Annotated in this window: 24 protein-coding genes and 1 pseudogene; 2 read left to right on the top strand and 23 right to left on the bottom strand. The window is 64.3% G+C overall.

Annotation, left to right across the window (positions count from 1 at the left end):
* Positions 1–18: 18 nt before the first annotated feature.
* The 19 genes and pseudogenes from AC27KI_RS05455 to AC27KI_RS05365 all read right to left on the bottom strand — a co-directional run bounded on the left by AC27KI_RS05455 (position 19) and on the right by AC27KI_RS05365 (position 18,450).
* On the bottom strand, positions 19–876 hold the full coding sequence (locus tag AC27KI_RS05455) for a methyltransferase domain-containing protein (protein WP_487112928.1): 858 nt from the start codon (positions 874–876) through the stop codon (positions 19–21).
* A gap of 82 nt (positions 877–958) precedes the next feature.
* Positions 959–1,849, bottom strand: coding sequence for a class I SAM-dependent methyltransferase (locus AC27KI_RS05450; protein ID WP_487112926.1), 891 nt, complete (start codon positions 1,847–1,849; stop codon positions 959–961).
* Positions 1,850–2,031: 182 nt separating this feature from the next.
* On the bottom strand, positions 2,032–3,366 hold the full coding sequence (locus AC27KI_RS05445; RefSeq protein ID WP_487112924.1) for an ABC transporter ATP-binding protein: 1,335 nt from the start codon (positions 3,364–3,366) through the stop codon (positions 2,032–2,034).
* Entirely contained in the window at positions 3,363–4,163 is an 801-nt protein-coding gene (locus AC27KI_RS05440; RefSeq protein ID WP_284398121.1) for an ABC transporter permease, read from the bottom strand. Before AC27KI_RS05440 ends, AC27KI_RS05445 begins: the two co-directional genes overlap by 4 nt.
* Positions 4,164–4,256: 93 nt before the next feature.
* The gene (locus AC27KI_RS05435; RefSeq protein ID WP_487112922.1) at positions 4,257–5,162 is read right to left on the bottom strand and encodes a peptidylprolyl isomerase; all 906 of its coding nucleotides are present in this window, start codon (positions 5,160–5,162) and stop codon (positions 4,257–4,259) included.
* A gap of 97 nt (positions 5,163–5,259) precedes the next feature.
* Entirely contained in the window at positions 5,260–6,882 is a 1,623-nt protein-coding gene (locus AC27KI_RS05430; protein ID WP_487112920.1) for a cell surface protein, read from the bottom strand.
* 197 nt (positions 6,883–7,079) lie between these two features.
* Positions 7,080–7,502, bottom strand: a complete 423-nt coding sequence (locus AC27KI_RS05425; RefSeq protein ID WP_317353170.1) for a hypothetical protein — start codon at positions 7,500–7,502, stop codon at positions 7,080–7,082.
* 49 nt (positions 7,503–7,551) lie between these two features.
* On the bottom strand, positions 7,552–9,981 hold the full coding sequence (gspD, locus tag AC27KI_RS05420) for a type II secretion system secretin GspD (protein ID WP_284429718.1): 2,430 nt from the start codon (positions 9,979–9,981) through the stop codon (positions 7,552–7,554).
* Between the two features lie 50 nt (positions 9,982–10,031).
* Entirely contained in the window at positions 10,032–10,640 is a 609-nt protein-coding gene (locus AC27KI_RS05415; RefSeq protein ID WP_272565169.1) for a hypothetical protein, read from the bottom strand.
* The gene (gene gspM, locus AC27KI_RS05410; protein WP_284404909.1) at positions 10,637–11,197 is read right to left on the bottom strand and encodes a type II secretion system protein GspM; all 561 of its coding nucleotides are present in this window, start codon (positions 11,195–11,197) and stop codon (positions 10,637–10,639) included. The genes AC27KI_RS05415 and gspM overlap by 4 nt, the downstream gene beginning before the upstream one ends.
* Positions 11,194–12,528, bottom strand: coding sequence for a PilN domain-containing protein (locus tag AC27KI_RS05405; protein ID WP_487112917.1), 1,335 nt, complete (start codon positions 12,526–12,528; stop codon positions 11,194–11,196). Before AC27KI_RS05405 ends, gspM begins: the two co-directional genes overlap by 4 nt.
* Positions 12,529–12,535: 7 nt before the next feature.
* Positions 12,536–12,985, bottom strand: a complete 450-nt coding sequence (locus tag AC27KI_RS05400; RefSeq protein WP_487112915.1) for a hypothetical protein — start codon at positions 12,983–12,985, stop codon at positions 12,536–12,538.
* Positions 12,945–13,403 (bottom strand): hypothetical protein, encoded by a 459-nt coding sequence (locus AC27KI_RS05395; protein WP_487112913.1) that lies wholly within the window; start codon positions 13,401–13,403, stop codon positions 12,945–12,947. Before AC27KI_RS05395 ends, AC27KI_RS05400 begins: the two co-directional genes overlap by 41 nt.
* Positions 13,400–14,083: a prepilin-type N-terminal cleavage/methylation domain-containing protein gene (locus tag AC27KI_RS05390; RefSeq protein ID WP_487088708.1), complete on the bottom strand. Its 684-nt coding sequence runs from the start codon at positions 14,081–14,083 to the stop codon at positions 13,400–13,402. Before AC27KI_RS05390 ends, AC27KI_RS05395 begins: the two co-directional genes overlap by 4 nt.
* The gene (locus AC27KI_RS05385) at positions 14,080–14,487 is read right to left on the bottom strand and encodes a type IV pilus modification PilV family protein (RefSeq protein WP_487088706.1); all 408 of its coding nucleotides are present in this window, start codon (positions 14,485–14,487) and stop codon (positions 14,080–14,082) included. Before AC27KI_RS05385 ends, AC27KI_RS05390 begins: the two co-directional genes overlap by 4 nt.
* Positions 14,484–14,930 (bottom strand): GspH/FimT family pseudopilin, encoded by a 447-nt coding sequence (locus tag AC27KI_RS05380; RefSeq protein ID WP_284404900.1) that lies wholly within the window; start codon positions 14,928–14,930, stop codon positions 14,484–14,486. The genes AC27KI_RS05385 and AC27KI_RS05380 overlap by 4 nt, the downstream gene beginning before the upstream one ends.
* Positions 14,931–14,956: 26 nt before the next feature.
* Positions 14,957–15,412 carry a type II secretion system major pseudopilin GspG gene (gene gspG, locus AC27KI_RS05375; protein WP_092745333.1) on the bottom strand — a complete coding sequence of 152 codons (456 nt, stop codon included), beginning with the start codon at positions 15,410–15,412 and terminating at the stop codon, positions 14,957–14,959.
* 28 nt (positions 15,413–15,440) lie between these two features.
* A pseudogene (locus AC27KI_RS05370) lies at positions 15,441–16,715 on the bottom strand (type II secretion system F family protein).
* Positions 16,708–18,450: a GspE/PulE family protein gene (locus AC27KI_RS05365; RefSeq protein ID WP_284413851.1), complete on the bottom strand. Its 1,743-nt coding sequence runs from the start codon at positions 18,448–18,450 to the stop codon at positions 16,708–16,710. The pseudogene AC27KI_RS05370 and the gene AC27KI_RS05365 overlap by 8 nt, the downstream one beginning before the upstream one ends.
* 232 nt (positions 18,451–18,682) lie before the next feature.
* On the opposite strand from AC27KI_RS05365, the gene AC27KI_RS05360 reads away from it, so the two are divergent.
* Positions 18,683–20,527, top strand: a complete 1,845-nt coding sequence (locus tag AC27KI_RS05360; protein WP_487112911.1) for a hypothetical protein — start codon at positions 18,683–18,685, stop codon at positions 20,525–20,527.
* A 48-nt stretch (positions 20,528–20,575) separates the two neighbouring features.
* On the opposite strand, the gene rfbC is transcribed toward AC27KI_RS05360, so the two are convergent.
* From rfbC to rfbB, 4 genes are all read right to left on the bottom strand, one after another.
* Positions 20,576–21,121, bottom strand: coding sequence for a dTDP-4-dehydrorhamnose 3,5-epimerase (rfbC, locus tag AC27KI_RS05355; protein ID WP_487088701.1), 546 nt, complete (start codon positions 21,119–21,121; stop codon positions 20,576–20,578).
* A gap of 110 nt (positions 21,122–21,231) precedes the next feature.
* A complete protein-coding gene (rfbA, locus tag AC27KI_RS05350) occupies positions 21,232–22,116 on the bottom strand; it encodes a glucose-1-phosphate thymidylyltransferase RfbA (RefSeq protein WP_272565182.1) in 885 nt (294 codons plus the stop codon).
* 24 nt (positions 22,117–22,140) lie between these two features.
* Complete coding sequence (rfbD, locus tag AC27KI_RS05345; RefSeq protein ID WP_317353196.1) at positions 22,141–23,031, bottom strand: dTDP-4-dehydrorhamnose reductase; 891 nt, start codon at positions 23,029–23,031, stop codon at positions 22,141–22,143.
* Entirely contained in the window at positions 23,028–24,134 is a 1,107-nt protein-coding gene (rfbB, locus tag AC27KI_RS05340) for a dTDP-glucose 4,6-dehydratase (protein WP_487088697.1), read from the bottom strand. Before rfbB ends, rfbD begins: the two co-directional genes overlap by 4 nt.
* 220 nt (positions 24,135–24,354) lie before the next feature.
* On the opposite strand from rfbB, the gene AC27KI_RS05335 reads away from it, so the two are divergent.
* A partial coding sequence (locus tag AC27KI_RS05335) for a phasin family protein (protein WP_487112909.1) occupies positions 24,355–24,819 on the top strand: 465 nt, incomplete at its 3' end.

Below are 24,819 nucleotides of genomic sequence, written 5' to 3'. Positions count from 1 at the left end.
CGAAGGGCGATCCGGGCCCTATTTGCCCAGCAGCAGAAAGATCTCGTTGTTGAGCAGCAGTTCGTCCGGGTATTGGCCGTGCAGGGCCGCTGGAATGTCCATCTGCACACTGCGCCGCTCCTGGCGAATGACCCGAAAGCCCACCCGGGTCATCAGGGCCACCAGCTCGTCCGCCGTCAGCCGGTTCAACGCCTTGTACTCGTTGAAGACGAACTTCTTGTACCCCTCGACACCGAAGTCGTCGAAGCCGAAATCGCGCTCGGCGCCATCGATCGGCCCTTCGTGCGCCTGGATGATGGCCCACAGCTCGTCATCGCTCACCAGCAGGTGGTGCCAGGGCACCTCGTCATAGCGCCGCAGGTGCGAGCCGAAGGGAGAAAAATACAGCGGCTCGATCTGCAGGAAGAACACGCCCCCGGGATTGAGCGCCGCGTACAGGTCGCGGGCGATGGGTTCGAGCTGGTCCTGGCTCACATGCTCGAACGTGGACCAGCTGAAAATCCCGTCCACCGGCCGCCGTCCCGCCAGCGGGGTGGCGGGTGCGATGGTCTCGAAGCTCAGGACCTTCGGCACGCGGCGAAGCCCCAACTGCTCCTTCGCGATGCGCGGCAGCTTGGCGTACTCCTGCCGGATATCGATGCCATGGATCGACGTCGCCCCGTGGCGCAGGACCAGGGCCAGGTCCGTGATGCCGTCGCCACAACCGAAGTTGAGGAGCCGCGCCGTCTTCACATCCAGCGCCGAACCCAGCCAGTGCTGGACCACGTCGGCCGCATAGTGGAAGTGCGCCCGGAACCACTCGTCGGAAATGCGCTCGGCATCCCACTGGGGCGGTCCCCAAAATCGTTGCTGGATGCGATCGAACAGAGTGGTCATGGAGGGAAACGCCTGTCGCAGGATTTCAATCAGTCAAAAGGCTCGGAGCCAGGAAGAGGGTCAGGCCCACCACACCCTGCGCTCAGGGCTTGGCGAGCACATAGGCATCCTGGTGGTTCCAGAAATGCACCAGCGAGCGGTGAACGAGCTTGTCCGCACCCACCGTCTCCGCGATGCGCGCGAGGACGAAGTCCTCGGACGTGAACGCGGTGCCGTATTCCTGCACGTCGATGGCCTGGGATTCGCTGGAGGGAGCGAAGAAGAAGCCGTCCTCGTCCAGCGCAACGCTGTCGTGCGCCGCCGCCTTCAAGCCATGCGTGGAGAACACCAGAACCCCTCCAGGTGCCACGCCGTCGTACAGGCACTGCAGCCAGCGGGCCCAGGTGCGGCGCGGCAGGTGGCTGAACAGCGACAGCACGAACACCACGTCGTACTGCTGATCCCACACCAGGCTTTCCGGCACCGTGGAAGACAGCACGCTCCGCACGCCGAAAGTGCGCTGCGCGAACGCCATGGCGTCCGGCACGACGTCGGACACCGTCACCCGGTCCGCACCCAGCGCCTTCACCAGATGCCGCGTGAAGCGGCCGTGCCCGCTCGCGAACTCCATGAACCGCGGGGTCTTGAGCAAAGGCCGATCCACGGTCTCCAGCAGCGTCATCAGCTCGGACAGCGTGCGCCAGCCATCCGCGAGATAGTCGCGCAGAGGGTTGGTACTGGAGGGATGGCCCTCGAAGAAACGGAAGATGTCGTCGGCGCGCGCGATCTCGCAGTTCAGCCCCATCATCTGGGAGAAGGCGCCCGGCAACGTGTGCTGCTCAATGAGCTGGTGGGCGGTGAGGCGCGTTTCGCGGTCCTGCAAGGCATGGCGCAAGGCCTCTGCGGCCAGGACGCGCTCGTCGCGTTCGAGGTGCTGGATTCCGAGGGCCAGCCAGTCGGAGGCCTTTTGAGGAGGGGCGGTCAGATCGTTCATGGGGTCAAGGGCCGGGGGAAGATCCTGCCGAAAGGCGGAAAATCGTCATTGGCAAAAAATGGCTCCGGCGCATATTCTACTAGGGCATTAAGCTATCAAAAATATAGCATCTCACTGGAGGGAGATCCCGGCCGTCCACGGCGGCAGAACGCAAGCGCCCTGCAGTGGGCCGGCCGGCATGCTCACCCCCAGTGGTGCGGCAATTTCACCAGCCCTGGCATGAGGGTTGGAGCGACCCAGTTGAAGTTCAGGAACTGGAACCACTCGTCGTACACCACCAGGCCGCTCTCGTCGAAGAGGAACGCACTGATCACGTAGTCCCCGCTGTGCAGCGGCAGGCTGGGAAACGTCAGCACCGAGCGCCACAGGCCATCGCCCAGCGACACGGGCGCCGCGCCCTCTTCGTGGGTGGCCAGCGACGTGATGCCGACCCCTTTGGACTGCTCGATCATGAAGCCGACATTGGGCCGCTCGCCCCCCCGGCCGCGCACGGTGATGTGGGCGATCAGGTCTTTGCCGGACAGCCGGCCGTAGCCGCCGTCCTGCGGTTCGCCCAGGTTCTGGATCTCCACCGACAGAATGCGGGCGGAGCCATCGTCGCGGGCCGGGGCATTGCCATTGCGCTGCCGGCGGCCGGCGGCGGAAGCTGCCGCAGCGTCTGAAGCCTCGGAGGCGGCTTCGCCGTCGTCCAGCGGAGCGCCGTTGTCCGGCGCGGGCGCATCGCTGGCGCCCTCCTGCCCCGCCGCCGCGTGGTGCTGGCTCTCTGCATTGCGCAGGCGGGAGTGCACGTCATAGGCGCCCAGCACGGGCTCCGTCAGTCCGAACTGCTTGACGCGCCCCCCGTCCAGCCAAAGCGCCAGATCGCACAGATGGCGGATGTGGTACGGGCTGTGCGAGCAGAACAGGATCGTGCAGCCGGCATTGCGGAACGCCATGATGCGGTCCACGCATTTCTTCTGGAAATGCTGATCGCCCACCGCCAGGGCTTCGTCGATGATCAGCACGTCGGGCTGCACCGCGGTCACCAGCGCGAAGGCCAGCCGGACCGACATGCCCGAAGAGTAGGTTTTGACCGGCCGGTCCAGCGCCTCGCCCAGCTCGCAGAACTCGATGATCTCCGGCTCCAGCCGCTCCATCTCTTCGCGGTCGATGCCGATCAGGCTGCCGCCGAAATACAGGTTGTCGCGGCCGCTGAAGTCGGGGTGGAAACCCGCGCCCAACTCCAGAATGGCAGTGACCCGGCCCACCCGCTCGATCGAGCCCGTGGAGGGCTGCAGCGTGCCGGCCAGCAGCTTGAGCAGCGAGCTCTTGCCCGCCCCGTTGTCGCCGATGACGCCGATGCACTGGCCGCGCTGCAGTTCGAAGGAGACGCCTTTCAAGGCCCAATGGCTGCGGTGCGCCGATCGCCCGGTGATCAAGGACTTGAGCCGCTGGCGGGGAGAGGCGTAGAGCTTGTACTCCTTGCCAACGTCCTGCACTTTCAGAACGGTCTCGGAGGTGCGTTCGATCATCGTCATAGCCAGTCCACCAACTGATCACGGCTGCGTTTGACCAACGTGTTCAAAGCCAGCGCCAGGACGACAAGCCAGACCACGCCCGCCACCCAGACCCCCATCGGCGGCCAATTGCCCTGCAGCAGCACTTGCTGGTAGCCGATCACCAGGGCCGTCATGGGATTGAGCCAAAGCACCCAGCGCCAGTTGGCCGGGAACATCGTCAGGGGGAAAAGAATGGGCGTGAGATAGATGCCCACGGACAGCAGAAAGCCGACGATCTGAACGGTGTCTCTCAGCGCCGCAGCAAGGATGGCCAGCAGGTAACCCAGCAGCACGCAGAGGACCAACTGCAGGGCCATGAGAGGCACCATGGCCAGCATGGCAGGACGGAACCCGTGCAGCGGCGTGTACACCAGCGCCACCAGGCACAGCAGCGGCCCGAAGATCACCGCGCTCGCCAGCACCGAGCGGGTCGTGAAGAGCACCGGGGGCAGCGGGTTTTTCTGCAGCATGCTGCCCGCCTCGATGAGGCTGTTCATGCCGCGCGACACCGCATCGCAGAAAGCCATCCAGGGCAGCGCACCCACGACCAGGAACGTGCCCACGGCATGTGTCGGCGCGCCTTCTCCCAAACGCATGGAAAAGACCACGTCGAAGACAAGATAGTAGGCAGCCACCGTCAGCAGGGGCTGAAGATAGGGCCACAACACGCCGACAGCAGTGCCTGCGTGGCGCGCGGCCACCTCGCGTTGCACCAGAACCCACACCAGAGAGCGCGCACTCCAGATCGCGCGCCATTCATTCCACAAAGTTTGCATGCAGCTTGTTCAGAGGATGGCAGTCGGTCCACCAGAAATAAAAGAAGCAAGTACCCGAAAGGGCACTTGCTTCACCTCCACCAACGTGGAGCTTCAGGGAGCGATCTTAGTGGGCGGAATTTTTGCCGCGTAAGACTGGGAGTAAGAAGCGATGGCGGAGGCATCGATCTTTGCTTCTTTCTGCATCTTCTGCGCTTCGGCAACACGTGCTTCTTGGCGAATGTTGTTGCGCACTTCGTTCATCAACTCTTCGCGAACTTCGCTGAACGCCCGGGTGCGCGCAGGAATGCGTTCTTCGAGCTTGAGGATGTGAAACCCGAACTGGGTCTCGACGACGTCGCTGAGCTGACCAGGCTTGGTCAACGCAAAAGCGGCTTCATCGAATTGTGGTGCCATGCGGCCACGCTCGAAGGCGCCCAAGTCTCCACCCTTTTCGGCAGAGCCCTTGTCTGCGGAACGCTCTTGGGCCAGCTTGGCAAAGTCTGTACCGGCTTTGAGTTCCTGCATGATCTTTTCGATCTGTGCGCGAGAATTCGCGTCGGAACCCTCGACAAGAATGTGCCTCACACGAACCTGTTCCGGCACCTTGAAACGCTCAGGCTTGGCCTTGTAGATGTCTCGCGCCATGCCTTCGGCGGCGACATCGTTCGGCGTGCTTTGCTTATCGATTTTTGCGATGTAAGCATCTGACAGCACCTTGTCCCGCGCAATCTTCAGGGCGGCTGCCACCTCGGGGTCCTTCTCTACCCCTTCAGTTTCGGCCCGTGCGGCCATCACCCGGCGTGCGTAAAGATTAGAGGCAATCTGCGTGACGGTCTGAGGACGTGCCAGAACGGTGTCGCGCATCTCGGGAGGCATGCGAAGAGAGTCCGCTTGAATGTCCAGCGTATCGATCGCGACTTTCGGCCCCTGGATCAACACCGGAGCTTGGGCGTGGACCGAAAGAGCGGTTGCGGAAAGTGCTGCCAAAGCAAGCAGGCGATAGGTTGAGCGAATCATGTGCAAATCCAACACTCCATCAAAAAAGCATTAAAAAAAAAGGCGGGGTTGCCCCCGCCTTTTTTGGTTCACATTGCTGTGAAAAGTGCCGCACGAATTACGGAGTAACCGTAGGGAACGTGAAGCGGTGGGGCCACGTGATACCGTAGGTACCGGACGTGCCAGCCGCAGCGCTGGGGTTCGACAGCTTGATGAACGAAGCGCCCAGGATTGGCAGACCCAGGGATTGGCCAGCCACCACGTTAGGCACATCCACGCGGCTCCAGCCGTTGGTGAACGAACCGCTCGACAGATCTTGACGGGCCACCGAAGCGCCCAGCACAGAGGTGCCGCCATCACGGAAGCTCAGCACGCTGGTTTCGCCGCAGAAACGGGTCTGCGTGATGGAACCAGGCGAGAACACAGCGCCGGTCGTGGTCGTGGTTTCTTCGCGGTCGAAGAACGCTTGGCCCGTCGAGCTCACGCAGATGGCACCACCGGTGGTAGCCAGCGACGTGTTGCCTGGGTTGAAACGTTCGTCGCTCACACCAACAACGCCTGGGATCAGGTCGGAGAAGTAGCGAACTTGAGCAGCGTTGCCACCGGTTTGCGCAGCAGCGTAGTTAGACGCCACGTTGTAACGACGGGTAGGCATGGAGAACACCCAGTCCGTCTTGGCGGAGATGCTCGTGTCGTTAGCGTACTGGTTAGCGATCGAGGTCACAGCCAGGGCGTTCGTCAGCAAGCGAGCTTGCGTCAGAGGAGCCGTTGCGCTAGGAGCCGTCACGTAAGGCGTCGACATGTCGGGCAGGTCATAGTTCGCGGCAGCGATTGCTGGCACGGTCGTAGGAGGCGTCGTACCCGTGGTGAACACGTTCACCGTACGGAACAGCGGGTCAGCCGTGTACGTGTCAGGCGTAGGTGCTGCGCTGGCCGATTGCGGGAAGTGCACGAAGTTAGCAATGGCTTGAGCGCCGTTGTTTTCAGCACGGATTGCGGTAGCGCCACCCGAGAACGTCGTCGTTTGAGCGACGTTGATGATGTACCAGTCGCCCAGCAGGCCGGTCGAAGGCGTGTCGAAACCAGCTGCAGCCACGGCGGCAGGCGTCGTGAAGTTTTGCAGCGTAGCGTTCAGGGTGGAGGACGTGCAAGGTGCAACGCCGTTCACGTGCTTGATAGCCGTGTACAGGGGGTTGACCGTGGTCGTGCCAGCCAGCAGCTGAGGAATGTCAGCCATGTTGAAGATTTCAACGTAGCCTTCACGTGTGTTGTTGGCCTTGTCGGCTTCCGAGATGCCAGGATTCAGACGGTCGGTCACGAAACGTTGGTTCACACCCCGGGCCAGCGTAGGCAACGTGCAGGTGCCGTCAGCGGTCACAATTTGTGCCACGCCATCGGAACCAGCCGTCACGGCAGCAGTCCACACGTCACCAGGCGACATGAAGACTTGGAAGTCAAGAATGTCGTCGGAGTTCAGGGCGCCGCGGAAACGAACCTTCACGGCCTTGCCGTTGGAGGTGTCGGTGTTCACAACGTGCATCACGGTCATGTTGCCGTTTTGTGCGTTGAAGTAAGGAACCAGCAGTGCATGACCCACGCCGCCTTCCGCGAACGACATCGTCGTAGCGGTCGTCGTCTTCAGCGGAGCCGTACCAACGACCACATCAGCAGATGCGGCGCCAGCAAAGCCCAGGCCACCAATCATGGCAGCAATGCTCAGGGCCAGAACATTTTTTCTCATATCAAGAACTCCAGTTAAAAAGTTGGTAAGCGCAACTACCACGATTGATTACGCTAAGGGATGGTAGCACAGCGCTCTGACGTGTTGTACAACGGAACCGCTGTAACAAAACCTGTTGTTGAGGAAATGCAACACCGTATGCGGTGAGGTGAATCTTGCTTCGCAAGACCGCTTGCAAACGCCTTCGAAGATCCCTATTAAAGATCTTGATAGTGCCACCACTGGCCATCTTCAAGCAGCCATGTCTCGTTCAGGTAGCTGTCGATCGTACCAAGCTTTGAACCGATCACGGCAGGCTGAACTCCCAATTTCACCTGAGTGGTGCACTTCTCGCCCTCACAAGTGACTTTCGTGACCTCCACGCTCTTGACGGCAACACCAGCACCAAATTGCATCTTGAATTGGTCGGCTGTCCTGGTTTTGCGGTAAGAAGGCGTGGACAAGGCATAGGCCTTGTCGTACTGACCGGCCACTCTCGCTTTCCAATACTCCGTTGCCCGCTGCTCGACGATCTGTTCTGGAGTGGCAGGCTTGAAGGCGGCGCATCCTGAGAGTGCCATGACGCCTGCAGCCAAGACAATGGCGCCCATCCGGCGACGGAAAGTGGTGTTTTGAACCATGGTTGTGTTGATCTCCTGTTAACGATCTGGTTGAACGACGCTGTTCGACTCAGTTTGGCTGGACTGGTTGCACCGGTGCCTGAGGCGCTTTGAGGGGGTTACGGCTCCCCTGTTCCTTGAGTTCGATGACTCTCAAACCCTTCATTCGGTCACGCAAGTCTTCACTCACTTCCCGAATGTCGATATCAGTTCGCACCACACGCGGCGTGAGAACAACCAGCAGTTCCGTCCGATTGCTGGTGTTGCTATTGGTGCCAAACAAATTTCCGAGGACCGGAATGTCCTGTAGCAAAGGAACGCCGGCCTTACCAACTGTACTGTTGTCCTTGATCAGGCCACCCAGCACGATGGTTTCACCCGACCGCACAGCGACTTTGCTGCTGATCTGGCGTTGCAAAAATGCAGGCTGATTGTTGGCGTTGCTTCTGACAGCGCCCAAATCGGTCACCGTCTGATCCACCTGCATGTTCACGATGTTGCCAGCGTTCACGGACGGCGTGACAACAAGGTTGACGCCCGTGTCCTTGTATTGAACCGAGCTGGTGGACGCGTTTGCATTGTCCACAAAACTAACTGTCGTCGTGCTGACCGGCTCCTGGTTGCCGACATTGATGGATGCGGTGTGATTGTCCAGCACCATCAGCGATGGGCTGGAGATCACCTTCAAAAGGGATTTGTCAGCCAGGGCATTGAGCACAGCCTGCACGCCCGTTGAACTGCTGAGCACATAGGAGAAACCTTGAGATGCACCTCCCAGCAGGGTATCCCTGCTGACGGTGGTCGGATTGCGCCCGCTGATCAGCCCCTGCCCGGTGTATCCATTTCGACTGTTGTTGAACGACCATTGCAGGCCGTACTGGAGATCATCGTTTAAGGTCACTTCAATGATGCTGGCTTCGATCAGAACCTGTGTGGGGGGAAGATCCAGTCTCTTCAGCGCCGCTTCAATCTTTGAATACTCAGCGCGCGTCCCCCAGATGAGCACTGAATTGTTCAGTTCATCGGCCATCACCCGGACGCTGCCCAGATTGGCACTCAAGGTGCCCTGCTGCTGTGTACCTTGTGAGTTGGTATTGCGGTTGCCGAAGGCTCCGGTCCCGGAACCACTGGAGAAAGCACTGCCCGTCAGACCCGAAGAGCGGACGCCGCTGCCGCCCATGTAACTGGACCCGCTGCTGCTGAAAGTGCTGCCAACGCCGCCGAATCCGCTTTGCGTCTGGCCGAAAGAGTTCCCCGTCGCGCTTCCAAATCCGGGTGCCACCCCGCTGTTGGCCACGTTCGATCCACCGGTCTGGCCCCCGAAAATCCCGCTGAGCACGCTCGCAAGGTGCTTGGCATTGACGTTCTGCACCTGGTAGATGAATAGCTGTGGCTCAGACCCGTTGTCGCTGGGCTGGTCCAACTTCTCGATCCAGCGGCGGGCTTCCTCCAAATAGGAGGCGCGTGGCGTGACCACCAGAATGCTGTTGAGCCGCTCGATGGGCATGATGCGCAGAGCGCCGAAGAGAGGATTGCCTTCACCCAGCATGGCCTGCGCCGCGCTGGCCGCATTCGCCTGCGCAGCACCCGGTGTGCCTGTAGCGACGGCTCCTCCGACATTCGGGGAAGCCGCTGCAGCACCACCGCCACTGACCAGGCGCAGCGCGGTTTCCACTTCCTTGATCGACGCATGCTTCAAGGGGAACACCCCAACCGACATGCCTTTGAGCAGATCGATGTCAAAGGTGTTCACCAGATCGAGCCACCCTTCGGCCTGGGTGCGTGTGCCACTCAGAATCAGCAGATTGCGCACGTTGTCTACCCGCACGACGGCATCGGGGGGCATCATCGGCCGAAGAATGGATGCCATTTCGCTCGCACCGATGTATTGCAGCGGCACGATGATGGCGCCCGAGCCCGGGGGCAACGGACCGTTGCCTACCTGGCGAACGGACCCACCGATGCTCCGCAATGCATCAGGCCGCCCGACGTGGTAGGTGCCGCGGGCATCGCGCAACATGGCGAGTCCGTTGGCCTGCAAAGAACTCTCCAGCAGGAAAACCGCCTGATCCGGTGCAATGGGCGTTCGTGTCGCCAAAGTCACCGTCCCGCTCAACGGCGGGTGAAGCACATAGTCCGTCTTGAGGATATCTCCCAAAATGGTACGCACGACCTCTGCCACCGGCGCCTCTTCGAAATTGAAGGACAACGGAGCGCCTTGTACGGCAGCCACCGGCTTGGCCGGGGCGATCACACGATCGTTTCCGATGATGAAACGCGGCTCCGCTGCAGGAAGCTCGCCCTCTGCCAAAGGTTTGTCCGCCTTCTTCGACGCGGCATTGGCGGACGAATCAGACGCGGAGCTTGGCACCACTGCACCGCTCGACTCCGTGACGATGTTGCTGCTACCGGTTGCGGGGGCGGACTGCTGCGACTGGGCTATGGCCAACTGACAAGTGGCCAGCGCAATAGCGGTGAGTGCGTGTCGGTAAGGGGTCATGACTGCTTGCCTGGAAACGGGGAGAAACGAACAGATAGGAAGCACGCTCATTAAGAACGACCGCCAAATGTTGCGCGGGGGGGGGCGGACCGGGCTGGAGGTTGCACCGCCCCTCGTCCGATCGATGTGGGAGCGCTGACCGGTGCAGCTGGAGCCATGCCGGTATACGAAGTAACGGCCGCACGAGGCAGCTGCAGGACACGGCTTTGGTCACCTTTGATGAAGGTGACATTGCGACCGTTGATGGACTGGAGCGTCCACCCTTCGATGTTGTCATTCAGACGTGCACGGCGGTGCTTGCCGGCCACTTCGATGATGATGCCTCCCGCACCATCGCCGACAAAGACGCCTGACAGGCGAGCGGTGCTGAGGTTGTCGACCTGCACTTCCTCGGCGGCCTTGGGCGGCGGAGGCGGTGGAGGCGGCCTGCGCGTGAAAGCAAACAATGGCCGATCCAGCATCGCAATGAACTGCCCGGTATCTGCGTTGGTCACCCCTGGCAAAGCGGGAAGCATGGCAGCGAAATCCGTTCGGTGAGGCGTTGGTTCTTGCCAATGCACATTGCGAACGCTTCCATCCGGCGCAACCCACATCCATGCCAGAAGGATCAGCAACGCTGCATTGGCCAGCAGCAGCAGATGCAAGGCATACCGCTTCATGTGCGCTCCCGCAATACGCTGAGGCCAAACTGCGCCGACAGCCGGGGAGCGACCTTGGGATCCGAGTTGGCATAGCCGCCTTGGAGCTGAATGTCCAGATCATTGATGACGATGATGGGCATTTGACTGGTCAGAACGGCCAGCGCGCTTTGCAGGGCCAGCATTTCGCCCTCGGTCCGCACCGTCAGCGGAATGCGATCAAAACCCTTCTCGTCCTTGGCAGGCAGCACCTGGCTACTGATCACCTGCAAGCCCGCCGCACTGAAGATATCCCGGATCCGCTGCTGAGCCGCATTGCCAGTCTGGTTGGCATCCTGGGATGCCGGATAGATGTACTGCGTTCTTGCCGCATTGGCCTGCGCAAGCACGGCTTCAATATCCGTCCGCTGCGACTCCAGGCCCAGAAGCCGCGCATAGCGCGGCTCCATTTGCGCCAGTTGAGACTCGGCACCTTGGTGCTTTTCAGCGATGTACCAGCCCAACATGACCAGGGGGAGGATCGCCAGAGCCAGAGTACAGACGAGGATCAGCCCCTCACGGGATGAAATGCGTTTCATGGCTTGGTACGGTTCGCAGGCGAAGAAGCGGGCAATGCAGGTGCAGTGGTGGTACGGCCGCCGAATGTGGCGACCGATCCGCCAAAGGCAGCTCCACCAGCCGATGGAGAGGCACTGGCCGGCGGCGGTGCGACTGCGCTGGAGGATGAATTGGCGGGCAACGAAGCTGGGGCGACAGGCGCTCCGGCCACGCTAGCGCCCGAAGCAGCAGCGCTGGCAACACCCCCCGGGGCAAGGACCGGCGTCGCGGCCCCAGTGGAGGCGACTGCGGCCTTGCCTGCGACTGCACTTCCCACCACCCCGAAAAACTGAGGATCCAGCGTGAATTCAATGGCAAACGTTTCCTTGGGGGAATTCCCCATCCGGGTGGCAGCAGATGGGGCACGGACCTCTCGCAACCCCGGCTCATTGCCCAGCACCTGCATCAGGGCGGCCGCATTTCCGGTCATTCCCACAATGGTCACTTTGGCGCCTTGCATGCGAAAACTCTGCAGATAGGTATCGTCCGGCAGCAGCTGGGTCAGTTTGTCCAGCACACGCAAAGGCTCGATGCGCGTGGCAAGCACTTCCGACAGCATTCCGAGCTTCTCTGCCGATTGCATGAGCGCATCCCGCTTGGCGACGACCGGAGCCGTGCGCTTGGCCGCATCCTGATAGCTCTGCGCCGCCTCGATCGCGCGCTCACGCAATTGGAGCGTAGGGGTCACCGCAATGACCATGGCCAGTACAGCCATCGAGAGCAAAAGCCCATAACCCGTGCGCCTCCATCTCAGTGCATGCGCATGGCGCAAGCCTTCACCATAGCCACCAAGCACGATGGGGCGCTGTTGATTGCTGCGCACCCAGACTTCCGGGTTTGACACGCCGCCAAGGCGAGCGGCCTGGGAGGCGAGGTATTGGGCGACCTGCCTGCGAGACGCCAAGGCCAACTCGATTCGGGAAGTGCCCGTGGAGCCTTCGATCAACCGATAGCCCCACACCAGATCCGCTTCGGGAAAGGGACTGATGGCACGCACTTCCAAAGCACCGGCTTTGGCGATGTCCGATTCAGCCATGGGCGGCAAGGTCAGCGTCCTGCGAAGCACGAATTCTTCAGGCAGTTCAACGGCGGTGAAGCTGGCCTTGACCGGGCCCGCCACCTTGGACTGCTTTTCGTCCCCCAGCCAGAAAGAGAGGCCGTCCTCGGGATGGAGCAGCACGACCGGCGCGGACGGCGTCAGCCAGGAGAACAGCGGCCACGCATGCATACCCTGCCAGGGGCTGCGGACATCACGCCAGAGCGCGTGCAAGTCGATTCCCAGGAAACGGGCATCGGAGGAAATGGAAGGCATGGGTGGCTCAGGAGTTTTTACGTATCACGGGCTCAACGCTTGAACTGGCACGGAAGGTCTGCCACGGCAAACCGCCCTTCGCACGTGCGTTGAAATCGATGCTGCGCGATACGCGCAACCAAACACCGTCCGGCATGGGAACCCTTGCCTGGATTCGCAGCCGCCGAACCGTCGAGTTATCCAAAAATGCGGCCTCCAGGGCCGTGGTATCGATGCCTTCAGCGCCGGCATCCCGGTCCGCTACGATGCGCATGGCGACTGCAGCGTTTCCTCCGGCAAGGACGGTCAGTACTTCCAAGGGCGCAGCCATCGGATTGACCAAGCCTCGCCCTCGAAGATCTGCAGTGATGAGCGGCGAAAGTCTAGCATAGAGGGTGTAGTCCACCCCGGGCACCTTGAGCAGGTCTTCTTCCGATTCAAAAACGCTGCGGCACGCCGCGTGGATCGCGCCGCTCACGCATTTCCACTGTGGCTTGAGCGAGCCCCTGGGCCGCCTCTGCCGGCATTTCGCCGGCAACGGAAAAGAGCTTCGCCAGCAAGGCAACAGGCGCACCATTGATGTCGATCAAGCCGTTCAAAGGCATGGCTTGGACCTGCATCGTGACCCCGCGATAGTCGATCTGTGCCTGCCGGGTGCGGGCCAGGGGGGTGTTGCTGGCCACCAGCGCCTGCAATGCCAGTTGAATCGCCGCATCGCCCAGCGCTTGGGCCTGGACGTTCTGGCGCGACAAGGACATGACGCGCGCCTCTTCCCTGATGGATCGTGTCAGGCCAGACACGATGATGGTGAGGGCTGCGACCATCCAGAGCACGGCCAACAGCGCCATGCCGCGCTGTTTCTTGTTACGGTGCTTACTTGGCTTGCGCTGATTCACGAGCGGCTCCCGCCAAAAGTGGCTCCGTCGCTGGCCGGATCGCTGGATGGCAGAACGCGCATCGGAATGACGATGTCCGGCCAAACGCCTGCGGAGGTCCGGATCGCGATCGAAACCCGTTGAGGCAGCCGATCAACCGCCTTCCAGGGAGCGCCCCAGACAGGAGGCTCCTCGTTGGCGTCTTCGTACCGGAGTGAAAAGCCGGTCATCCCATCCACCAGCACGTAGCTGGCGGCCTGGCTCCAATCCGGCGCCACGCCTCCATCGATCCAAGGCAAGTACCGCAATACCAAAGCAGGCCCCGATGCCTGGTCCAGCACGCCCAATCGAAAATGGTAGCGCCCACCCGCACCGTAACGGGCTGGCATCACCCCCACCCAAGCCATCTCCTCGGGCAGCCCGATGAAAAAGTACGGGCTCTCGTCGATGGAGACGACCGCCGCCCGCTTTTGCAGAGACACCCGGCCCAGCACCGAGCGCAGAAACCCGTTGGCCACCCGCAGTTCATCGGTCCGCAGCATCCGGCGATCCACCCTCTCTTCCGTTTGTGCCGTGGTACGCAACGCGGACCCCAGGGCCAGCATCACGAGCGACAGCAAGGTGATGACCACCAGCAGTTCCACCAACGTGAAGCCGCGCTGGCGCAGCGCCTTCGAGCCTTCAGACCACCGCTTCATCATCCACGCCCCGGCTCGGGCGGCTTGCGCTGCGGCCGCAAGGTGCTCAGTTCGAAGTTGCGCAGGCGCACACCGTCCGACCAGGAGATGACGATGTTCACCTCGTGCAAAGGCGGAATGGCGGGCCCCTTGAACTCCGTCACATAGGGCGCCGTGGTGATGCGCCACTGGTAGCCAGCGGACTCCCCCGACTGGTTCAAGCCCTGCTCAGGGATGGCGTCGCGCAGGGAGAGCAACGACTCGGCCAGCACCACCGCGCGTTGATACCGATCCACGTCCGCAACGCTGCGCGCGCTGCTGCCCATGGCGCGGTAAAGCATGCCAAGCGACAACGCCATGATGGCGAAGGCCACCAGTAACTCCAGCAAGGTCAAGCCCCGCTGTCGGCGATGCAAGCCGCGCGTCATCGGGTGAGGGCCTCTTGCGTCACGCGCCCGGACAGCCAGTCCACCCGCAGCCGAGTGCCGATGCCGGGCGCCCTCAGGATTTCGATGCTGCCGCCCGTGGCGCCGCCACCCGGAAGGAAGCGGATGGCCGCCTGGCTCTGCGCATTCAATTCGGTACCGGCCACGATGGCACGCAACTGCAGCGGCTGCGGCAACGGCTTCAAGGCGGAGTCGTTGCCATACATGCGATTCTTCAAGTCCACGGAGAAGCGGACCTCCCGCCCTTCCGCCATGGCGGTAACACGGGCGGCACGCATCTGGCTGATCATCGTGCGGACCGTGTCACGGTACTGCGCCGAATCCCGCAGCCGATCGAAAGCCAGCGGTGCCAAGCCGATCACGAGGGCCAGGATCGCGAACACGACCAGCAACTCGACCAGCGTAAAGCCGCGCTCGCGCCGCATGGCAGGACGCCTGGGGATGCAGGCGATCAGGGCGTGTTGCGGATGTCGGCCGCTTCGCCTTCACCGCCGGGGGCGCCATCGGAGCCGAGTGACAGGATCTCGATGCCGCCGTTCGGGCCCGGGTTGGCATAGCGGTAAGGATGGCCCCAGGGGTCAGAAGGCACGCCGCCTTTGAGGTAAGGGCCTGTCCAGCCGTTCACGGAGCCGGGGCGCTTCACCAGTGCCTCCAGGCCTTCTTCGGTCGAAGGGTAGCGGCCCACATCGAGCTTGAACAACTCGAGCGACTTGTCCAGGTCGGCGATCTGCACACCGGCCGTCTTGGCCTTGGCGCCGCCCAGTTGGTTGAGCACACGGGGGCCTACCAAGCCGGCGAGCAGCGTCAGGATGGCCAGAACGACCAGCAGTTCGATCAGGGTGAAGCCGCGGGCGGATTTGCGTTGCATAGGGGTGCCACAGGAGCGGCCAGCACGGGAATGCGCCATGGAAGAGGACTCCTTGGACAAACAAAAATTATACGGCGAGGTCATTGATGGACAGGATCCCGAGAAGGATGGAAACAATGATGGCGGCAATCAAAATACCCAGCACCAGAATGAGCACCGGCTCCACCAGCGTGAGAAGGCGTTTGATACCGGTTTCGACTTCGCGGTTCAATATATTGGACAGCTCGAGCATCATCTGACCGATGCGGCCGGTTTCCTCGCCTACCCGGATCAGGTTGATCGCCAGCGGTTCGAAGATGCCCGTCGCGGAAACGGCCTGGACAACCTTGCCCCCTTCTTTCACGATGGGAGCAACACGGGACAGGGCCTGCTGCAAGACCGTGTTGCTGACGGTTTCGGTCGCAATGTGCAGGGCCGTCAGCATGGGCACGCCATTGCCGAGCAAGGTGCCCAGGGAGCGCGAGAACAGCGTGAGCTGGTATTTCAGCGCCAGACGCCCCATGAGCGGCAGCTTCAGCAGCCGCGCCTGCCACCATTGGCGCCCGGCGGGAGAGCCGCCCAGCGGCGCACCATCAGCCCCAGGCCCAGCGCCACGATGCCGATGAACAGGCCGTAGCGCGTGAAGGCATGGCCCAGCGCCATGACGATCTGGGTCGGCATCGGGAGCGCATCGCCCATGTCGGTGAACAGTTTTTTCGAACTGCGGCACCACGAAACCCAGCATGGCGATGAGCGACAGCACGGCCACGCCCAAAAGGATCGCGGGGTAGATGGTGGCGGAGATGACGCTGTCGCGCAGTGCGCGCTGCCGCTCCATGTGCTCCACGAGCCGCTCCAGCACCGACGACATCTGGCCGCTGGCCTCGCCCGAGCGGATCATGTTGATGTAGAAATCGCCGAACAGCTCGCGGTGCTGCGACAAGGCGCGGCTGAGCGGCGTGCCGCCCTTGACCGCGTCCAGAATGCCTTGCAGCAGCTCGGCCATGCTGGGTTTGTAGCTCATGTCGATGAGCACGCGCAACGCGTTGTCCAAGGCCAGTCCGGCCCGCAGCATGATGGACAGCTCGGAGGTGAGCGCAAGCACATCGGCCGCCTTGACCGGCCCCTTGCCGCTGCGCCCCTTGGGCACGGCAGCGGCCCCGATGGCCTCATTGGCGGAGGCGGTGCCCATGGCACTGCTGGCGCCCGGGCCGGCGGAAGCACCGATCGAGTCGCTGATGGTCAATGGCGTGAGACCCTGCGCCCTGAGTTGCTTGAGCGCCTGGGCTTCGTTGATGGCCGTGAGCCGGCCCTCGGCCACCTTGCCCGAGGCGGCGGCGGCCCGCCAGACGTAATCAGGCATCGGCTTGGTCCTGCGTCACGCGGGCGAGCTCATCGAGCGTGGTCATGCCGGCGGCCACCTTGCGCAGCCCGTCCTCGTACAGGTTGAGCATGCCGCCCTGCGCCGCCAGCGCATTGAGCGCGTTGGCATCGCGGCCTTCGATGATGGCGCGGCGCATGGGCTCGTCCAGCACGAACAGTTCATGGATGCCGGTCCGGCCCCGGTAGCCGGAACCTCGGCAGTGCTCGCACCCCACGGCCCGGTAGATGGCCTGGCCGACGCCGCTGAAGCGCGCCAGCCCCGTGCTCTGGCGCACGTCCTCGCCCGGCTCGAAAGGCTCCTTGCACTGGCCGCACAGCGTGCGCACCAGGCGCTGGGCCAGCACGCCGTTGACGGCGGAGGTGATGAGGTAGCCCTCCACGCCCATGTCCTTCATCCGGATCACGGCGCCGGCGGCCGTGTTGGTGTGCAGGGTGGAGAGCACCAGGTGCCCCGTGAGCGCCGATTGCACGGCGATCTGGGCGGTTTCGCCGTCGCGCATTTCACCGATCATGATGATGTCGGGGTCCTGGCGCAGAATGGAGCGCAGCGCGTTGGCGAAGGTCAGGTTGATCTGCGGATGCACCTGGATCTGGTTGATGCCTTCCAGCTGGTACTCGACCGGGTCCTCCACCGTGATGATCTTGTTGGCCCCCGCATCGATCTTCGACAAGGCCGCATACAGCGTGGTCGTCTTGCCCGAACCCGTCGGGCCGGTGACCAGCAAGATGCCGTGGGGCCGTGCGAGCAGGCTGTTGAACCGCTCCAGCGTGTCCTTCTCGAAACCCATGGTTTCCAGCTGCAGGCGCACGCTCGCCCGGTCCAGCACCCGCATTACCACGCTTTCGCCGTGCACGGTGGGCACGGTGGACACCCGCAGATCGAGCTCGCGGCCCTTGACGCGCGTCTTGATGCGGCCGTCCTGCGGCAGGCGGCGCTCGGCAATGTCCAGGTGGGCCAGCAGCTTGACCCGCGAGTTCACGGCGGCGCTCAGGCGCGGCGGCACCAGTTCGCCCGCATGGATCACGCCGTCCACCCGGTAGCGAACGTGCAGTCCGTCGTCGAACGGCTCCAAGTGGATGTCCGAGGCGCGCAGATCGATCACACGGCCGATGATGGCGTTCACCAGGCGGATGACCGGCGCTTCGCTGGCCAGGTCCTTCAGATGCTCGACGAAGTCGCCGCCATCGGAGCCATCGCCGAAACCGTCGTCGGCCTCGTCGTCTTCGGCACCCTGCTCCACCACGGGCTCGGACAGGGCTTTCTCGATGTCGCTGTCCAGCGCCAGGTGCGGAACGATCACATGGCCCGTGGCCAGATGCAGCGCCTTGACGACGAACGCATCCTGCGGAACGGCCATTGCCACGTGCATGCGGCCTTCGCTGACCTGCAGCGGATACACGCTGTTGGCGTGCAGGAATTCCGGCAGCAGCCCCTCGACCTCGGGCATGAGTTCGGGAAACTCGCCAGCCGGCACGATGGATATCCCCAACTGGCGCGACAGCGACTGGATCACGTCCAGCTCGGACACCAGCCCCAGCCGCACCAGCACGCGGCCCAGCAGTCCGCCCATTTCCTGCTGCGCGGAGAGGGCGCGCTCCAGGTCGCGGGCGCTCAGCTTGCCCGACTGGACAAGCAGCTCTCCCAGCGGAGGACGCGGCGCGGGCGTCGCGTCTGCCAGCGGTTCGATGCGGTCGGGAAGGGTATTCGTCGTCATGGAGGTGTGGGATGGCGCCGCGAGCGGCGTTGCGCGCCCTCGGGCGCGCGCAATGGGGCCCAAGTGTAGCCGCGACGGCCTGGGGCCCACTCCCGCCAAAGCCATGGCCTTTGCACACCCCGCGGGCCAGCCGGGCCTTCGCTTAAAGTCGCGGGCCTCCCCCGATCAATTGATGCGACTGCCCGCCCCGCCCATGCAAAACCCTCCCAGACGGACTGCCCTGCACGTTTCCATGGCCCTCGCGGCCCTGGGTGTTCTTCTGGCCGGCGCGGGCGGCCTGGCGCTGCTCCAGCCGCATGCGCCTGCGCATCCGCTCCGTGCGGATCGCCTGCTGCTGGCCCCGATGGTCAGCGTCATCGAGCCCTGCGTGCTCTCGCCCGAAACCCTGCCGGCCGCGATGCAGGACCTGGCCGAGCGCTGCCAGGGCCCGCAGGGCTCGGCCGCCGCGCTCATCGAATCCACGCTGAAAACGCTGCAGCCCACGGAGCCGCCATCACCCCGTGAAGCCCTGGGCTACACCCTGCCCGTGCCGCTGCTGCGTCTTTTCCACCAGACGGCGGACGGGGACTGGCGCATCGACGACGAGAAAGTGGGGCGCCTGGTGCGCACGTTGCGCGACACGCCCCGGCCGGCGATCCTCTACCTGTTCTCCACGCATTTCTCAGCCCAGGCCCCGATCGAGGCCGCGCTGGCCGCCGACCCTGCCAACATGGGCCACACCCGGGATGGGGCATTGAGCACCGACGACTATTACGACTCCAAAGTCTTCAACTGGACGTTCGCCACCACCCGCAACACCCTGACGCAGCGGCGCGCACAGGCCATGCAGGCCGTGCTGGACGCGGCCTGCCAGCTGCCAGCGCAGGACCGCGCCAAGATCCGGGGCATCACGCTGCTGGGGGAACTGCACCACCTGTTTCCCAATTTCCAGGCGGGCATGGGCTTCGATGGCGCCTACCGGGTGACCGACTACAGCGCGGCCTCGGTCGAAGGGTTTAGGCACCACCTGCAGGCCGAATTCGGCCGCATCGAGGCGCTCAACCGTGCCGTGGGCGGCGACTACGCCGCGTTCTCCGAGGTGGAGCCCCCGTCCCGCGACATCCGCACCGAGCCGCTGCGCCGCTACACCGAGCACATCGATGCGTTCGCGCAGGGCAGCCTGCCCATTTCGGGCTGGGCGCATGTGGAAGGCGCCACCCCGGAGCACCCGGCCTGGATCCACATCTACCGCAACGGCCGCCTGGTGGGCAAGACCGCCGTGCGGCTGGGGCGGCAGGACGTGCTGGCGGCCAAGCCGGAGTTCGGAGACGCCAACACCGGCTGGCGCATGGACCTGGATTTCCGGCGCCTGCCGGCCGGGATGCACCGGTTGGACATCTTCCTGGAAACGCGGCCGGGCGCCCTCACCCACCTGGGCCGCCGCGACGTGGCCATCATGGACCGGCAGCAGAGCACGCCACAGCCGCAGCCCCAGGCAGCGCTGCCGGCCAGCACGCCTGCCGGGCCCGGCGTGCAGGCGCACATCGACACGCCGCGGGACGCGTCGTCGTACTACTACAACCCGCTCGTGCCGCTGTGGCATGCCTTTCGCGCGAAGCAGGTGGTCGACTATCTGCGGTATTTCGATGGCGAGGTGGCACGCTCGTGCCTGGCGGACGTGCCCCGCTACACCCACCAGATCGTGCCGTTCACGAACCCGGGCTGGGACGAGAACAAGTTTGCGATCCAGGCATCGCTGCGGCCGCTGGGCTCCATCCGGCTGGGCGTGAGCCTGTACGGCGAGCCGACCTACGGGCATTCCTACTTCGACTGGCTGGGCCGCAGCGGCCACACCCGCTACGGCATCACCGAGTTCCATCCCTTGAAGGCGATGGACGCGGCCGCCCTGCAGCGCGTGTTCGATGCCCATGCAGAGCGGGGTGCGGACTTTCTCTCGTTCTTCGCCGAGCCGCGCTGGCATGGCACCCTGGTGCCCCGGGGGCACAACATGTTCTCGTTCGATCCGGACAACCCGAAGTTCGGCTCCGACCACCTGTACCGGGCCACGCAGCAGACGCTGGCGCCCAAGGGCCCGTGAGCCGCTGCGGACCGGGCCCTGCCCCGCACAGCCCGCCGCAGGCGTCAGTCAGTCAAACACCTCGGCCTGGTCGAGCGGCAGGCCCTTCATGTCCTTGGCGGACAGGCTGGGCTCGCCGTCGAAGCGCCAGTCGATCGCCAGGGCGGGATCGTCCCAGGCGATGCAGCGCTCATGCTCGGGGGCGTAGTAGTCGGTGGTCTTGTAGAGGAAATCCGCGCTCTCGCTGAGCACCACGAAGCCATGGCCGAAGCCGGGCGGCACCCACATCTGGCGCTGGTTTTCCTCGCTCAACTCCTCGCCCGTCCATTGGCCGAACGTGGGCGAGCTCCTGCGCAGGTCCACCGCCACGTCGAACACCGTGCCGCGCACCACGCGCACGAGCTTGCCCTGGGGCTGGCGCAACTGGTAATGCAGGCCCCGCAGCACGCCGCGGGCGCTGCGGCTGTGGTTGTCCTGCACGAACGCATGGCGCGTGCCGGTGGCCTCGTCGAAGGCACGCTGGTTGAAGCTCTCGAAGAAAAAGCCCCGGGCATCGCCGAACACCTTGGGTTCGAGGACGACGACATCGGGCAGGCGGGTGGGAATGACGTTCATGGAGGAATTGCCAACAACGAAAGAAAGAAGAAAACCGGCGGAAGAACAGGACACGCGCGACGGACGCCAGCCTGGCGCGGCGGCGCGCCGGGCCTGTTGCGATCCTCGCGCTACTCGCGCGGCTCCCGCAGCAGCCGCTGCAGGTACTGGCCGTAGCCGTTCTTGGCCAGGGGCTGCGCCAGCCGAGCCAGCTGGGCATCGTCGATGAAGCCGTTGCGCCAGGCGATTTCCTCGGGGCAGGCGATCTTCAGGCCCTGCCGGTGCTCCAGCGTCGCGATGAACTGCCCGGCTTCCAGCAGGCTTTCATGCGTGCCGGTGTCGAGCCAGGCATAGCCACGGCCCATGATCTCGACGTGCAGCGCGTCCTGCTCCAGGTAGAGGCGGTTCAGGTCGGTGATTTCGAGTTCGCCCCGGGCGGACGGCTTCAGGCGCTTGGCCAGTTCCACCACCTGCGCGTCGTAGAAGTACAGGCCGGTCACGGCATAGCTGGACTTCGGGGCCTTGGGCTTTTCCTCGATGGACAGCACCTTGCCGCGGGCATCGAACTCGGCCACGCCGTAACGCTCGGGGTCCTGCACGTGGTAGGCGAAGACGCTGGCCCCCTCCTCGCGCTGCAGCGCGCTGCGAAGCAGGTCCTCGAAATCGTGCCCGTGGAAGATGTTGTCGCCCAGCACCAGGGCGCTCGGGCTGCCCGCCAGGAATTCCTCGCCGATGAGAAACGCCTGGGCCAGCCCATCGGGGCTGGGCTGCACGGCGTAGCGCAATTGAATGCCCCACTGGCTGCCGTCGCCGAGCAACTGCTCGAAGCGCGGGGTGTCCTGGGGCGTGCTGATGACCAGGATCTCCCGGATGCCCGCCAGCATCAGCGTGCTGAGCGGGTAATAGATCATGGGTTTGTCGTACACCGGCAGCAATTGCTTGCTGATGGCGAGCGTGGCCGGGTGCAGGCGGGTGCCCGAACCTCCGGCGAGGATGATGCCCTTGCGTGCGGTCATGTGGTGCTCTCTCTGCCCTGGGTGCTAAAGGATTTCGGCCAGCATGCGCGAGACGCCCGCCTGCCAATGCGGCAGAACGAGGCCGAACGTGGATTGCAGCCGGCGGGTGTCGAGCCGCGAATTGTGCGGGCGCACGGCCGGCGTGGGAAACGCGCTCGTCGGCACGGCCGCCACGTCGTTAGCTACTATTTTTATAGCATTACCCCCTAGTACCGATTGCGCCAGGACGTATTTTGCATAGGCATGCCAGTTGGTCTCGCCCCCGGCCACCAGGTGGTAGAGCCCGGCATCCTCGGGGCGCCGCTCCAGGTGGCGCAGGGCATGCGCCGTGACGTCGGCGATCAGGTCGGCGCCGGTGGGGGCGCCCCACTGGTCGTCGATGACCGTCAGGCGCTCGCGCTCCTGGGCCAGGCGCAGCATGGTCTTGGCGAAGTTGCCGCCGCGGGCGGCGTAGACCCAGCTGGTGCGCAGGATGAGGTGGCGGGCCCCGCTCTGCTGGATGAGCCGCTCTCCCTCGAGCTTGGTGCGGCCATAGACGGACAGCGGCGCCGGCGTGTCGGTCTCCACCCAGGGGCGGTCGCCACTGCCGTCGAAGACATAGTCGGTGCTGTAGTGCACCAGCCAGGCCCCGCTGCGTGCGGCCTCCTCGGCCAGGACGCCCGGCGTGGTGGCGTTGAGCGTGCGTGCGAACTCCGGCTCGCTCTCGGCCTTGTCCACGGCCGTATGGGCGGCCGCATTCACGATGACGTCCGGGCGCAGCGCGCGCACGGTGTCCACGATGCCGGCGGGATCGGAGAAGTTGCCGCAATGGTCGGTGCTGTCGTGGTCGAGCGCCGTCACGGTGCCCAGCACCGACAGGCTGCGCTGCAGCTCCCAGCCGACCTGGCCACCCTTGCCGAAAAGCAGGATGTTCATGCGCTGGCCGCCACGGCGTTCGGTGCCGCAGCCGCTGCGCCGGGCACGGCCTGGTACTGCGTCTGCACCCATTCGCGGTAGGCGCCGCTGGTCACGGCCGCCACCCACTCGGGGTTTTCGAGGTACCACTGCACCGTCTTGCGGATGCCCGTCTCGAAGGTTTCGGCGGGCTTCCAGCCCAGTTCGCGCTCGATCTTGCGGGCGTCGATGGCATAGCGCCGGTCGTGGCCCGGACGGTCCTGCACGTAGTGGATCTGCGCGGCATAGCTCTGGCCGTCGGCACGCGGGCGCAGTTCGTCGAGCAGGGCGCACACCGTGCGCACGATCTCGATGTTGGGCTTTTCGTTCCAGCCACCCACGTTGTAGGTTTCGCCCAGAGCGCCGCCTTGCAGCACGCGGCGGATGGCGCTGCAGTGGTCCTTGACGTAGAGCCAGTCGCGGATCTGCATGCCGTCGCCGTACACCGGCAGCGGCTTGCCCGCCAGGGCGTTCACGATCATCAGCGGAATGAGCTTTTCCGGGAAGTGGTACGGCCCGTAGTTGTTGCTGCAGTTGGTGGTGAGCACCGGCAGGCCGTAGGTGTGGTGCCAGGCGCGCACCAGGTGGTCGCTCGCGGCCTTGCTGGCCGAATAGGGGCTGTTGGGCTCGTAGGCATCCGTTTCGGCGAAGGCCGGATCGCTGGCCGACAGCGTGCCGTACACCTCGTCGGTGGAGACGTGGAGGAAACGGAACGCGGCCTTCTCGCCCTCCGGCAACGCCAGCCAGTGGTGCCGTGCGGCCTCCAGCAGGCGGAAGGTGCCGACCACGTTGGTCTGGATGAAGTCCTCCGGCCCGTGGATGGAGCGGTCCACATGCGACTCGGCGGCGAAGTTGACGATGGCGCGGGGCTTGTGCTCGGCCAGCAACCTGGCCAGCAGGGCCGTGTCGCCGATGTCGCCTTGCACGAAGACATGCCGGGGATCGCCCTGCGCGCTCGCCAGGTTCTGCAGGTTGCCTGCGTAGGTGAGCTTGTCCAGGTTGACCACGGGCTCGTCGCCCGAAGCCAGCCAGTCCAGAACGAAGTTGGCGCCGATGAAGCCTGCGCCGCCGGTGACAAGAATCATGGGATGGGGGGTCGCGCGAAGGCGCCGCTGTGTCAAAGCGGCGGATTATCCCATCGCGTGCCGGGGCCCTGTTACGAGCCGCAGCGGGCCCGCCGCGCCGTTTAGGGGGCGCACACTACCCACGGCGCGCGCAGCGCACGTAAAGTCTCGAGCCGATGCCGCCGCAAACCACCCGGTCCGCGCGGCGCCGTTGCACCACTTGCCCCAAGGAAAGCCATCCATGCCCCGATCCACCAAAAACCCCGACGCACCGGACGACGCCGACCCGGCCGGCAGCGGCCCGTTCTACGGCAGCAAGGCGCGCGACTCCGCGCAGCAGATCTGGCAGGCGGGCCTGGGCGCGTTCGCCAAGGCGCAGCAGGAAGGCAGCAAGGTGTTCGAGGCGCTGGTCAAGGAGGGCGCGGCCATGCAGCGCAAGGGCCAGTCCACCGCCCAGGAGCGCCTGTCCGAAGCGGCCGAACGCATGACCAGCGCGGCCAGCGAATTCGGCACGCGCGCGGCGGGCCAGTGGGACAAGCTGGAAACCATCTTCGAAGACCGCGTGGCCAAGGCGCTCGCCCGGCTGGGCGTGCCCACCGCGCGCGAGGTGCAGGCGCTGCAAGAGCGCATCGATGCGCTCACCCGGGCCCTGGAGGCCGCCACCCAGGCACAGGCCGCCCCCCGACCCGCCGCCAAGCGCGGCGCG

The organism is Acidovorax sp. KPB24-03, from assembly GCF_057546605.1.
The sequence above is the reverse complement of the archived record's forward strand: the minus strand, read 5'-3'. Positions and strand labels throughout refer to the sequence as shown.